At 50.8% G+C, this 13707-nt stretch carries 10 protein-coding genes; 2 read left to right on the top strand and 8 right to left on the bottom strand.

Features of this window, described 5'->3' with window-relative positions; all coding sequences use genetic code 11:
- Positions 1-186: 186 nt before the first annotated feature.
- From rfaD to F557_RS0116065, 4 genes are all read right to left on the bottom strand, one after another.
- Positions 187-1146 (bottom strand): ADP-glyceromanno-heptose 6-epimerase, encoded by a 960-nt coding sequence (rfaD, locus tag F557_RS0116085; RefSeq protein WP_019003238.1) that lies wholly within the window; start codon positions 1144-1146, stop codon positions 187-189.
- 329 nt (positions 1147-1475) lie between these two features.
- Positions 1476-2483, bottom strand: a complete 1008-nt coding sequence (locus tag F557_RS21575; RefSeq protein ID WP_019003236.1) for a BON domain-containing protein — start codon at positions 2481-2483, stop codon at positions 1476-1478.
- A 244-nt stretch (positions 2484-2727) separates the two neighbouring features.
- Complete coding sequence (locus F557_RS0116070; RefSeq protein ID WP_019003235.1) at positions 2728-4800, bottom strand: SEL1-like repeat protein; 2073 nt, start codon at positions 4798-4800, stop codon at positions 2728-2730.
- Between the two features lie 224 nt (positions 4801-5024).
- A complete protein-coding gene (locus F557_RS0116065) occupies positions 5025-5501 on the bottom strand; it encodes a hypothetical protein (RefSeq protein WP_019003234.1) in 477 nt (158 codons plus the stop codon).
- A 393-nt stretch (positions 5502-5894) separates the two neighbouring features.
- Here F557_RS0116065 and F557_RS0116055 point away from each other — a divergent pair, with 393 nt between their 5' ends.
- A complete protein-coding gene (locus F557_RS0116055) occupies positions 5895-6245 on the top strand; it encodes a hypothetical protein (protein WP_019003232.1) in 351 nt (116 codons plus the stop codon).
- A 27-nt stretch (positions 6246-6272) separates the two neighbouring features.
- Positions 6273-7415, top strand: a complete 1143-nt coding sequence (locus tag F557_RS0116050) for a 3'-5' exonuclease (RefSeq protein WP_019003231.1) — start codon at positions 6273-6275, stop codon at positions 7413-7415.
- A 561-nt stretch (positions 7416-7976) separates the two neighbouring features.
- Here F557_RS0116050 and F557_RS21570 read toward each other — a convergent pair.
- From F557_RS21570 to F557_RS0116025, 4 genes are all read right to left on the bottom strand, one after another.
- The gene (locus F557_RS21570) at positions 7977-10628 is read right to left on the bottom strand and encodes a methyl-accepting chemotaxis protein (RefSeq protein ID WP_019003230.1); all 2652 of its coding nucleotides are present in this window, start codon (positions 10626-10628) and stop codon (positions 7977-7979) included.
- A 361-nt stretch (positions 10629-10989) separates the two neighbouring features.
- Positions 10990-11898 (bottom strand): hypothetical protein, encoded by a 909-nt coding sequence (locus F557_RS0116040; protein WP_019003229.1) that lies wholly within the window; start codon positions 11896-11898, stop codon positions 10990-10992.
- Between the two features lie 202 nt (positions 11899-12100).
- Complete coding sequence (locus F557_RS23545) at positions 12101-12670, bottom strand: prepilin-type N-terminal cleavage/methylation domain-containing protein (RefSeq protein ID WP_026297973.1); 570 nt, start codon at positions 12668-12670, stop codon at positions 12101-12103.
- A gap of 384 nt (positions 12671-13054) precedes the next feature.
- Positions 13055-13318 (bottom strand): hypothetical protein, encoded by a 264-nt coding sequence (locus F557_RS0116025; RefSeq protein ID WP_019003226.1) that lies wholly within the window; start codon positions 13316-13318, stop codon positions 13055-13057.
- Between the last annotated feature and the right edge of the window lie 389 nt (positions 13319-13707).

The raw sequence follows: 13707 nt of genomic DNA, 5'->3' as shown, positions 1-13707 counted from the left end.
CAGCCAACTTAACGGGGGCCGGAACGGATCTTACCGAAGAGATCCGGGCCGCCACTCCATTCCAGGGCATGCAGCGTTCCGAATGCGGCTTAAGGGCCGTCGCTTTCGTTTGTCCGCCGGGGAGCTTTATTTCATAATAAAGGCCGGAGGATTTAACCGCCCGGCCAGCTTCCTCCAGGAGGAGCATTAGTCCTTGCTGTTAAGCCATTTCATATACTTGGCCACACCGGATGCCACATCATGGAACTGCACATCGCAGCCAGCCATCCTGAGCTTGGTAAGATCGGCTTCGGTAAAGCTCTGATAATGCCCCACCAGCTTCTCGGGGAACGGCACGTACTCAATTTTGCCGCGTCCGTGATGCTTGATCACGGCCTTGGCAATATTGGAGAACGGCTCTGCGTGCCCGGTGCCGCAGTTGTATATTCCGGAAGGGCCGCCGTGCTCCCAGAACCAGATATTAACGTTGGCCACATCCTCCACAAAAACAAAATCCCGCATCTGACCGCCGTCAGGATAGCCGTCACAGCCCTTGAACAGCTTGGGATTCTCTCCGGCCAGCATCTGATTGTTAAGATGAAAAGCCACACTGGCCATGCTGCCCTTGTGCTGTTCCCGGGGACCGTAAACATTAAAGTAGCGAAGCCCCACCACCTGAGAGGAAATTTCCTGCATGTGATTTCTGAAGTACTGGTCGAAGAGGAATTTGGAGTAGCCGTAAACGTTCAGGGGCTTTTCAAACTGTCTCTCCTCAATAAAATGATCCGTCCTGCCGCCGTAGGTGGAAGCGGAGGATGCGTACAGGAACGGAATGTGTCTGCTGGTACAGTAATGGAACAGGTTCTTGGTATATTCATAGTTGTTCTTCATGATGTACTGGCCGTCCCACTCGGTAGTGGAGGAGCAGGCTCCTTCATGAAAAACCACCTCGATTTTGCCCCACTTGAAGAAATTATCCCCTTCCAGGACGCATTTCATAAAATCATCGCGATCCATGTAGTCGCAGATATCAAGATCGGCAAGATTCTGAAACTTTCTGCCATCCTTCATATGATCCACCACAACAATGTCCCGATAGCCCCGATCATTAAGAGCCTTGACAATGTTGCTGCCGATCATGCCGGCGCCGCCTGTTACAATTATCATAGTTTCACATTCCCAGCAGGTAGTCTTCCCTTCCTCTGACGGCCGTGCCAAAGTTCAGGGGCAGCCCGGTCAGAGAGGAAAAAATCTAAAACAGTTCCTGATTCCGGAAGCTGTCCGGGTCTTACGATGGCCGCACCACCGCTTCCGGGCTTCCGGGTAAGCCTTTCCGGGAGATTCCCCCGGCAGAATCATTTTAACGCAGGGACTTTAATTCATCAATAACGAGGAAGAGCCGGCCCTGTCATGAAGATTTCCGGAAACGCCGTGCCAGAGAAACAAAAAGCCGCTCCCCGTGCCTCCGGGAACCGGCTCAGAGTACGCCAAAAAGCCTATTCTATAATGAAGCTGTCATCATCATCGGTTACCACTCCCGCCGGAGCCGTATTCCGGATATTGACATCCTCAATAAGCGGCGTGGCCTTTCGGGTTCCCGCACCGCTCTCCGGATTCGGAACCGGCTTTATCACACTGCCGGAGCTGTCTCTCAGAATATCGGTAACCGGCACCGGCTGTCTCTCCGCCGCTTCCGGCTCTCTCACCGTTACCGGCTGCGGTCTCTCTGCTTCCACCGGCAGGGATTCCTCCAGCACCGTGGGTTCCTCGCGATAAACAGGTGCCGCCGTGGCGGAGCTTTCCTCTTTCCGTCTGGCAGCGGAAGCCGGCTCAGTCCCGACACCTACCTCGTTGGAGACATTGGAGCGATCCCCCTCGCCGAAAATCGGAGCCGGATTGGCATTATCGCTCATATAGTCAAAAAGCTTGACGATCTTCCGGACTCCGGAGATATCCCTGGTAACATATACTGCTCTGGCTGCCTCATCGCGGGTAACATAGCCCAGAAGATAAACCACACTGTTCTCGGTCACCACCTTGAATCTTCCGGAATTGATCTTCTCGCCGAACAGCAGTCCGGTCTTGACCTTGCTGGTAATCCAGGAATCCTGGGAACGCTGCCCCAGGGAAACCGGCTCCACATTTTCGATATAGTTGTAAACCTTTTTTACCCCGTCAAGCTTGGAAACCCGATCCTTGACATAGCCGATATATTCTTTGTCCGGACACTGCCCGGTAAGCACCACAATGCCGTTTACCGAAACCACATCGATCCTGCTGGCACTGGAAATCTCCCGGTTATTGCTGACAATCCGGGCTCCCTTGAGTTCGATGGATTCATCGTCAATCATGCTGCCGGTGCTTCTGCTGTCTGCGGCAATCATGGTTCCGGCCCCCACGGCTCCCACAGCTCCGGCTCCAACCAGAGCAGTAACGCAGCCCGTATTCGCCACCGCCATTGCAGCGCCCAGTAACATAATTCTTGAAATTCTCAGCAGAGCCATCACAGATCTCCGTAGTATGAAAAAATGCACAAACCGCCCTTCGCCTCTTCTGGCGAAAAGCCCAAATCCACATGCATGGATCCCCGTCAGCGAAACCGGAAAAAAGCCGGTTTCCGGGAATCAGTGTAACATAAATCCGCCGGCATGAAACAGGTCTTTGTCCTCCTGCATGCCCCCGAAGAAAAACCGACCGTTCCGCCTGCCAGGAGGGGCCCGATCGGTTGCAGCGGCCGGAAAAGGGCCGTCAGTTCTTCAGATTGCAGCGAGCCAGCACCTTGTCATAGTTGCCACCGCCGTTAACCTGGGCTTTGGAAAGAAAATCCTGGGCCTTTTTTGATTCCAGCTTTTCGGAAGCATACCGCAGCCATGCAGCGCCGACATCAAAAAACTCGGAATCCAGCGGGTAAAACACTGTTCCCAGATAGATTGCAGCCTGTTCATTGCCGTGGCAGGCGGCGGATTCCAGAAGGTTCTGGGCCCCTGCTGCCATATGCTCAGGAATAGTCTTCCCGGAATGCAGCAGCTTCCCCTCCAGGTACATGGCATCCACGTTGCCCTTCCGGACCGCCTTGTCATACCACTCCTGAGCCTTGATTTCATTAATGGGAAGCCCTTTTCCCTGATCATACATAAGGCCCATGAAGGTGGCTGCTACCGGATTGCCTTCATTAGCCTCCTTGCTGAAAATAGCCACTGCCTTCGGATAATCCCCATCAATGAAGTACAGCCGGGCCAGATTGATGCCTGCGGCCGCAATTCCGGCATTGTAGGCCTGTTCATAATAGCGCCGGGCATCGCGGTAACGGCCCAGAATATCGTAAATCTCACCCAGACGGGCAGCCGCCTCGGCACTCACCTCGGTTCCAATGCTTTCATCTGCCAGCACCTTGTACCACAGGATGGCATTGTCGTAGTCCCCCCTGAAATCCAGAACCGTGGCATAGGGCATGAATGCCTCCTTTATGCCCTTGTCCACTGCTTTTCTAAGATATTCCTCGGCAAGAGTCATATTTCTGGGAACCCCGTTGCCCAGGAAAAGAATATGACCGTACTGGAACGCCGCCTCGGGAAGTCCGGCATCAGCCAGCTTCCTGAAGGTATTCATGGCCTCCGCAAAATTCGCTTCGGGAACAAGCCCCTTCAGCACCAGAAGTGCCCCCTCATACTCTGCCTGCTGACTGCCGCTTTCCGCAGCCTCCTGATAGTAGCGGTAGGCTTCCCGGGGATCAACTCTGGTGCCGATGCCCTCGGCATGATACCGGCCCAGAAGCACCATGGCATCTACCAGATCCGGCTCCGCATCCAGAGCCTTTCTGGTCAGACGGAAGCTCTCGTCATTGTTGGGATTTACCCCCAGACCAAGACGGTACATTTCGCCCAGGGCCAGCATTCCCTTGGGCAGGCCGCCGTCAGAAGCGATACGGACATAGTAGATGGCCTCCTTCTGATTCTTCTCAACGCCGTACAGCCCGCGGGAATAAATATCATAGAGAATATAGGCCGCTTCGGGGTTCATGCTGTTCTGAATCAGAGACTTGAGGGTGGCAATACCGGTATCCCGGGATTCCACATTGCTGGCAATCTGATAGAGGGAACGGACAATAACCACATCCGGAGACGGATTCGCAGCTCCCAGCGTTCTGATAATCTCTCCGGCCCTTTCCATACTGACCGGAGTTCCCAGTCCCTGAATATAGGCCTTGGCCGAAAGAACCAGCGCCTCGCGGTTGTGGGGCTCCTGTTTCAGAATATCCTTCAGAATCCCGAAGCCGCGGACATTGGAGGCCGGATTCTTGCTGTTAAGATAAATCCTGACCAGGGGAAGCGCCGCCCGGCGATCCCCGGCCTTAAGAGCTGTCTCGTAATAGCCGACGGCCTCTTTCACTGCATACTGCCGGTAATAGAGCTCCGCAAGGTAGTAGGCTGCCCGGCGCTCTCCGCCCTGAAGGGCACTTTTAAGCTCTTCAACGGCCTTTTCCTCCTGAGTCTGCGCCAAATCGGAAATTCCGGCATAAAAATCAGCCAGCGCAGGATTTTTCCGGCGTACCTCAGGCAGATACTCGCGGCATCCGGCAAGCTGTCCGGATTCGCAGAAAATCCCGGCAAGATGCAGCATGGCATCCGTGGAACCGGCCTTGGCCGCTTCGTCAAATTTCTGCAGAATCTCCTGCTGGGAATAGCCCCTATCGGCCTGGGATTTTTCCATCATCACAGCTTCCTGGTAAAGCTCGCTGGCATCCTGTCCGCAGCCGGCAGAAACAAAAAGGGGCAGAGCCAGCGCCAGAGGGGCCAGTCTGCACCTGACATACTTAAGCATTACGCGACATCTCTCAACAATAATTATTCAATTCTTCAAAAAAACACCGTCTGCCCGGCTGCATGACACCGGACGGCCTGATTACGAAAATCCTGTCCGGAAGAACGGACACCGGATATTATATCCGAAAAAGGCCATAAATGACTGAAACCGGCCCCGGCTGAAAAACACCGGGAACCGGCTTCACAAAAACAGAAATCAGGAACCGTGCTGCCAAAACACCGTCAGAACAGCCTGCGGGTTCCGCCGCGGATCGCACCTGAAGAGCTCTCGCCGGAAGAGGCATTCATGCCTCCGGAACCGATAATCTCCTCAAAAAACATTACCGGTTTCTCCTCGCCGGTCTCCAGTTCCCTGCCGTCGGCATCACGATATTCCGGACGCCCCTGGGAATTGGCACAGGAGGTGCCCTGCAGTTCCCCCTGGGCATCAAAATAAACAGTACAGCCATCGGCAAGGATCAAAGCATGCCCGATTTCATTCCTTTCCGCATCGTAGTAAAACGTTCCGCCCTGCTTTTCAGCGGCAGTAACCACGAGACTTTCATTGAGATAAACCTGTCTTCGCCCCAGAAGATCCGTCCTGACTTCATACGAAGACGCCACGGCGCTGCCTGAAATTCCCAGAGCCAGCGTCAGCAGAATTTTAACGATATCCATGCTTTTCATTACGTGTTCAATTTCTATTCGGGCATTTTTCATCCCTGAAAGCCCTGTTATAGTACTCGAAAACCCTAATAAAACGGGTTTCCGATGTCGGATATGGTAAATGTTTTCTCCAAAAATCAAAGAACGTTTTCACAAAAAACTGCCGTATCACACAATTTTTCTGAAAAATTGTGATTTTCTGGAACAAACTCCCGGCGTTTTTCCGGGATTATTCCCCTGATTTTCGCAATACTGCCGGCCGGAGGCTCCTGGTTCCGAAAACATCCGGAACCGGGAGAAAATTCCGCCGGAAACAGCAGTTACCGAAGATTTGCCGCGATTCTTCCAAAAAATAGCTTGACTTAATACCCCGGGGTTTTTATAAGATATCTTTCAGACACTTCTGTCCACTATTTCTATACCGACCGGAGCTTTTCAGCATAAAAAATGAGACATCCTCACAAGCGCAGGGAGCGCCCCGCCACCAGAGTGGTCATTACCGCCAGATTTCACGGCCGCAGAATTACCGTTGCCTACGACGCTGTCAGCAAAATGGCCAATTCCTGGGAATGGGACGATTTGTTTCATGCCGAATTCAATGCCGTAATCGGAGAATGGACCGATTTTTCCCCCTGGGAAAACGGCATTAATCCCGCCAGCCTCGGCGGCTTTTACCTGATTTCCAGAAAAATTCTGAACGGAAATATTCTTAGCGTCAGCTGGAACGGCAGAGTTCCCGCAGCAGTCCGGAAATGGCGCGCGGAACGGGAAAGCGATAATCGCCGTTCCGGAGACTGAACAGCAAAAATCATCAGGAGCAGAGTTATGCCTAACTATCTTGCCATAAAAACCACCGGTTCGGATCCTGCCAAAGACGAAATACTGGAAGTATGCATATTTGACGAAAGCGCCCATGAAAAATTCGCCTCTCTGGTAAAGCCGGAGCATCATGACTCCTGGCAGGACTATCAGCCCTCCGCCAAAATCACTCCGGAAAAGGTAGCTGAATATCCGACTTTTGCGGAAATTGTTCCGTTCATCCACAAGGCCCTGGACGGCCAGACACTCATTGTCTATGACCGAAAAATGATTTCCGACTTCATGGGAGACAGCATTAGCCGTGTCAGCCGGATACTGGACATGAAGGAAGCCATGCTGCAGAATCTGGACAAGGCTCCCATTTTTGATTCACTGAGCACCCTGGTGGGGTTCGGAGATCCGGAAAAGCTCATCAAAATTCTGAACAGCGTGGTGGATCTGGCCTGCTGCCTGAACCCCAACGGCAAGGAAAAGCTGGTACTGGGAAGAGCGTGGAGCGAAGCTTTTGCCGTATGGAACGTCAAGCAGTTTCTTTTTGAGTTTCTGAACTGCAACAAGGAAGATGATGACGATACCGATGATAATGGCGATATCGCCACTGATGAAAACTGGAGCAGAAAATCCTCCGGCAGCGTCTCCCCGTTCGGCTGGGACAGTCTGAAGCATCAGCACCGTACCATTGTCAGTGCCGTTTCTCCCAGCGGTCCTGTCGATTTTCATGAAGGAAACGTAGTAACCTCCTGCATTGAAATCGGATCCGCCGAGGATAAGAAGAATTTCTGCCGCATTGTGGCTGCTACCATCATCAAGCTTAAATGCCGGCACACCCGAAACGACATCAGCCCTGAACAGTACTGGGAAAACGAATACAGCAGTCTCAGCACTGCGGAGATCGTTGAAAAGGCCCGGGCTGACGGAATTGACTTCAGAGCAATGCTGACCGACATCGTGGCCGATCTTCCGGATGAAGAAATCAGAGCAACCGACATCCCTGAGGTCTGCACCATCATTTTCGCTGATGACATCACCCCGGATAACTATGAGCAGTATCTTAACTGGACCATTACCGGAGTAATTCTCAGCGGTGAAGCCCGGGATAAAATCCTGGAGCTCCAGAAAAAAAACAAAAGCCGCAGCCAGCAGAAATAACCCCTGAAGATTCGGTTCCGGGAGCTGTTTAGGAGAGCATTAGGCACGAAAATCACCGCTCGCTCTCTGTCTTCGGGAATTCCTGCCGGCAGATGCGCCAGAAGCACCTTCCGCCTTCCAATCCCGGCAGACTGCTGTCCCGGCCTGGACAATAGCACCTAGCCGGATCCATCCTGAATGCGCGGTTTCCCTGCGGCAGACGGATCCGGTTAGAGGTCTTCAGACTGTTGCAGATTCCCCCATAATGCGGGCCTCACAACGCCGGATTCCCAATATCGCCGCAGCCTTGCTAGTCCGGTCCGCCAGCCCAGCCACCCACGAGACGAGGACTGCAACCCGCACAGCCTCTTTTAACGGCATACCGCAGGTTTCAGCACTCTCGCAGCGTCATGCATAAGATACCTACAAGATATTCACCAGCAAACCTGTCAGGAATTCCTGAAGCCCTAAAACGAAGGTTTAAGACCTAATACGCCATTAGTAAAAAAACAAAACCGGGAGCATTTTACTGCTCCCGATCATTCTCAAAAATGCTTTTCTATCCCTTTCAGTTCTCCATATCTAGGGAGCAAAAGCTGATCTTCCCATCCGGCTTCCTGAAAAAGGACTCTTGATATCCTCTTCCTTCTTGCCATCACCGGCCTTTGCGGGAGCAGGATTTTTCGGAGCTTCAGCCGTTTTTGCGCCGGCAGGCTTCTGAGCTTCTCCGGCCTTTACAGGTGCGGGCTTCTTCGGCGCTTCAGCCTTTTTGGCGCCGGCAGGCTTCCGAGCATCTCCGGCCTTTACAGGTGCGGGCATCTTCGAAGCTTCATCCTTTTTGGCGCCGGCAGGCTTCTGAGCTTCTCCGGCCTTTACAGGTGCGGGCTTCTTCGGCGCTTCAGCCTTTTTGGCGCCGGCAGGCTTCTGAGCTTCTCCGGCCTTTACAGGTGCGGGCTTCTTCGAAGCTTCATCCTTTTTGGCACCAACAGGCTTCTGAGCTTCTCCGGCCTTTACAGGTGCGGGCTTCTTCGAAGCTTCAGCCTTTTTTGCCCCGGCAGATTTATTCTGAGCTTCAGACTTCTTTGGAGTTTCAGAAACCGCAGTCTGAACCGTATCCGTGCCCAGACGCCCGCTATTGTCGGTCCGCGGTTTCAGCACAAACTTACCTACCAGCGAAGTCTGATATCCGGCAAGGTTGTCAAGCTCCTTACAGCTTTCAGCTACAGCATCGAACTGAATCTGCGTCTCATTCGAGATCTCGTTAATCCTTCTGATATTGTCGGCCACCAGATTCGAAGCAGCGGTCTGTTCTTTGGTAGCTTCGGAAATAGTGGCACTCATGCTGGCAATCTTTGTTATGGTATTCCGGATCTCATCGATTACCGCATTGGTTCGGGAGGAATTCTCTCTGGTAAGACTCATTTCGTCCACACACAGATTGGCATGCTCCACCGCCTGGGAAACCAGAGTATGCAGATTGCCTATCATATTCCGGATATCCTTGGTACTGCTGGCAGTGGTCTGTGCCAGATGCCGCACCTCATCAGCAACCACTGCAAAACCGCGGCCGTATTCTCCGGCACGGGCAGCCTCAATTGCCGCATTGAGAGCCAGAAGGTTGGTCTGTTCGGCAACCCCGCTGATGATATTGACAATCTTGTTAATCTCTTCACCCATGCTGTTGATGTCAGAAATAACCTTGGCTGTCTCATTGAGACGTGCTTCCAGACTGCCGGCGGTCTCAATGGTCTCAGACATGATCTTGTGGGAATCCATGGTCAGCTTCTCAGCGTTACGCACCTCATTCAGAGTCTGATCTGTGGCAACAGACACTGCCTTCAGAGCCTTGAGCATTTCCTCGATGGAGCCGGATACCGCAAGAGTTTCCTTACGCTGGGCATTGATGGAGGAATGCGCCGAGTCTGATGCCTTAAGATTGCCCTGGGAGGCCTTCTTGAGGTTGCTGGAGGCATCCGAAATCTCCTGAAGCACCCCGCCCACATGGTTGGTCAGATTGTTCAGATAGGCCGCAATCTTGCCGAATTCGTTTTTTTCCGCCACGGCAAGTTCCTTGTCCATATGCCCCTTGCTGATATCGCTGAGTCCGCCAACAATCTTCTGCATTGGTCTTCTGATACTCATACTCAGGGTAATCAGAATCAGACCGGAAAGTATGACTGCGACCAGGAGCGCAAACACCATGGTGCTCTCCGAAGAATTGTAGGTATTCTTGGAAACATTAGTGGAATTGGTCATCATATCCACAGCTGTATCCTGAATAGCCAGAATCTCAGCCTTAATCAGTTCAATCGATTCTGCTGACTGCCGTGCCGATTCCTCAATCTTGGACTGAACCTCCACCAGTCTGGCATGTTCGTGCAGAAGTCCCTTGGGGTCCGTCATATTGAACTTGAAGTTCCGGAAATACTGCCCCATATTGTTGTCCACTTCCGGCATTTCCACCTTGAGGATATTTACCAGCTCCTCAAAAAATTCATACCTTTTGGCAACAAATTCAAGACCGGCCTTAATCTCCTTGATGTTTTCCTTGGAGAGAATTTCATCTGCCTTTGCTTCTACCGGACTCTGGGCGGAGGTCATGTTCATAAACTGTTCAGCGACGTAGTCGTCAAAAATAGCCGCCTTGAGAGCCTGCTCCTCGGAATGAAAGAGCGTCAGCCAGGTCCGGTATTCACCCTTGTTTTTAGTGGAAGTCTTCTTAAGCTTCATAAGATCCGCCACCTGAACCGGCATGCTGTCGGTGGCATCAAGATAACTCTTGGCCAAAGTCGAAAGGGTGGTAACGTGCTCCATTACTCCGTCAAAATTCTGGGCGGTTTCCGTAAACTGCTCCAGCGACTGCACAAAACGCTGTCTGGTTTCCTTAACTCTGGCAATATCCTGCTCCAGTCTGGAAAAATCCTTTTCATTAAGCAGGGTAACCAGATCCCGGTTTGCCAGAAGCATATTGATTTCAATTTCATTTGCCTGATTCAGTATCGGCTGCACGTCATCGGTGATATACGAAATCGACGAAAACACGGAACGGCTGCTGGAAATACTCAGAAGCGCCAGAGACACGAGAAAAACAATGAGAATGCCAAAACCTATATAAACGCTGTGCAGAACAGACTTTCCAACATAAGACCACAGCCCCAGCGTGCAGACTTCCTTATAATCAACACGGCGCAGCTTATCCCTTAACACCGCTAAAAACTTGCTAAAATTGTTCATAGGACATTTCTTTACACCAAAAGACCCACAGCATTCCCCTTCCCGGCAACGGCACAGCCTCGTCCTGCCATTCCGTCAGCGGAGAATCAGTCTTATACTACAACGGCAACAACTTCTGCTCAGGGCTGATACTAAGACAGCCCGTGCTAAGCCATTTTTAGATCATTTGAAATAAAAATAAAAGCGACATGATCAAATATCTGAGCATGAATACCCGGCAATCCGAAAGTTTGTGAACAAAGACAACAAAAAGGCACTGCCGTCAGCAAAAACAGCACCGCCTTAAAGAAACAGCCGCCATATACCGAAAAACATATGGCGGTTGCGAAAACTGCGAAAAAATATCAGACAGAAAACAGCATCAGAGCCTGAGATTTGCCTTGTAACGGGCAGCAATCTTATTGATCTTCTTGTAGATATCGTGAACAGTCTTAAAGAAATAGGTCTCGGTCTGAGCCTGACCGTCCTTCTGCTGGAGGTAATTGAAGTACATGGTGCCGGCACCGCGTTCCTTGAACATGCCTTCATAGTAGTTCTTCAGCTTCTTGTAGGAGGATTCATACTCCGGAAAGGCCGGAAGCGCGTTTTCCACCAGTGCGGAGAATGCATTGTAGCTGTTCTGCATCTGCTGGGCGAAAACCTGCATGTCATTGCTGCTGAAACTGGATTCGAAATAGGACTTCATCATGGTTTCCAGCATGGATCCGGCATCCTTCACATTATTGAAGGTTTCCAGCTGTTCCTCGGACAGATGCCGGTGGGAAATCAGATTCTGGGCATGATTTATGTCGTTGAAAATCGACTTGAGATCCGCCACCTGATCATCAATCTTGCTCTTGCGGGCAATGAGCTCATTCTGAAGATTGGCATACTCCTCGCACTTGATCAGAAGTTCCGCCAGGGTATCGGTAATTTCCTTAATATTCCCGGCCTCGGGAGCGTAGGGATTGTTCTCGAGACTGGCAATAGCGTAGCTCAGCTCTTCGCGGCTGGCCCAGAGCTCATCACGGTTTACCAGAAAGTCGTCCCTGTTGGTAACATTGGTGATAATGAGCATTGATGTTTCATAGCGATGCAGATCCGATTCCAGATCCATGAGATAGTAGGCACTCTTAAGAGCCGGAATATCAGCCTGGGTAAGCTCCTTATTATTATTGCCGGCCCATGCGGAATCAGCAAAGGCTCCACAGAGAGCTGCGCCGAGCACCATACTGCCGAGAAAGCCCCTGCCAAAACCGGAAATTCTGCCAATAACGGTATTCTTGTTCATTTCAAAAATCTCTCAATATGTTCGCTTGGCATCATCCGCTAATGATGCTTGTCGTACAATTCTAAATAATAAGATATTTTTTGTTTGAACAAAACGTTTTCAGAAAAACATTTTAATGATCTGCATCACAAAAAAAGGCTGGTTATATGCCAGCCTTCTAAATTTATGCTAAGGAACCGCAGTCCAGAACTGCCGCAGAATATCAGCAGCCATCCTTGTAAAGAGTGGTGGTAACAGTAGCCTTCTTATTTGTGTTATCCAGTACAAGCTTATACTGCAGGGCACAGCTGGATTTAAGATCGGAGCTGTCATAGCCTGCAGAGCTCTTCGGAGCAAAGACCACTTCTGTAGTATCGCTTCCGGTAACGGTATACAGACACCAGTCCTCAGTTGCATCACAGGCTGTTCCGGAGGGCTCGGAGAAGCTCTGCTGCAAAAGAGAAATGATACCGTTCTTGGCTGCTGCCGGATAGCCGTAAATAGTGCAGATCTTAGTCATATCATCTACGATTTTTACATCGTCGCCACAGTTATCTGAACTCTGAACAGCACTTCCGACAGCGTACTTCGCCTTGTCAGATCCGTTAAGAATGGACTTGGCATGCCCCATGTTAACAGCACTCTTGATGGCTCCCTGAAGTCCCTGAAGGGCAGAAACACGGGCGTCCTTCTGCAGATCCATGAATTTAGGAGCGGCAGTAGCTGCAAGAATGCCCAGGATTACAATCACTACAACAAGCTCAATCAAAGTAAAACCCTGATTACCTTTCATAAACATTTACCTCTTGTAAACGAATCCGGAATCCTGTTGCTCCCGGACAATAAAAAAGCAAACTCCAGCGCTTTCGAGAAAGTTAATGCACTGCAAATGCAGCGGGTTCTCCAAATATACTGGGTTTATGTACCTAGCGTAGATTTTAGCGGCCAGACTCCGGTTTTCTTTAAACGTTATTTCCCGTTTTTTTAACCAGTTCAAAATTTTATCCCCCGGGATCTTCAAAAACGTTACCCCCATCGAAAATACCAAAGCCGGACAAGCTTTCCGGAAGGTAAAAAACACCAGTTTTCATCCCCGGACTATCTTCCCTGTAACTTACATTTCGCAGTTGAAGCTGGTTAATTTCCTATTGCCTCAAAAATGATAATTTTTTAAAAATTATCCACCATAGGTTTTCTGGTATCTGCTCCCCAGTAATTCCAGTATTTGGCAGGCCTGATCGCTAATGTGAAAGAACAGCCTTTCCCTATTTTCCAGAATGACAGTGAGAACGGTGCTGAATATCTGGAACACGTACCGCATTGTTATTTTGTCAGTGAGTTTTCCTGTCTGACTTTTGAGCATAACGTTTGCAGTTTTCATAGCATTCCGTAACTTCCATTCCAGTCCGCTGAATACCGCAAGGCCCAGTGTCATAATCATAAGAAGAGCCTGAATATGCTCGTTTTTGGATACGAATATTGAATCTGCAAAAAACTCCGGATCCTTCAGAAATCTAAATCCCCTCTCTACTTATTATGAAAGAAAGCTCCCCGGCGGACAAACGAAAGCGACGGCCCTTAAGCCGCATTCGGAACGCTGCATGCCCTGGAATGGAGTGGCGGCCCGGATCTCTTCGGTAAGATCCGTTCCGGCTCCCGTTAAGTTGGCTGTGTCATGCTGACGCTGGCACAGATCACTTTGCCCTGATTGCTGGTTTCGCTCTGCACACACAGACCTTCAGTAATTTTGGCTCTGGAGATGGCGCGTTTGACCTGATCCATCCGGAATTTTGCCAACGACTGATCGTTCGGGCTGTCTTCGTATTTGAC

The sequence above is a fragment of the Succinimonas amylolytica DSM 2873 genome (assembly GCF_000378405.1).
Taxonomy (GTDB): domain Bacteria; phylum Pseudomonadota; class Gammaproteobacteria; order Enterobacterales; family Succinivibrionaceae; genus Succinimonas; species Succinimonas amylolytica.
The sequence above is the reverse complement of the archived record's forward strand: the minus strand, read 5'-3'. Positions and strand labels throughout refer to the sequence as shown.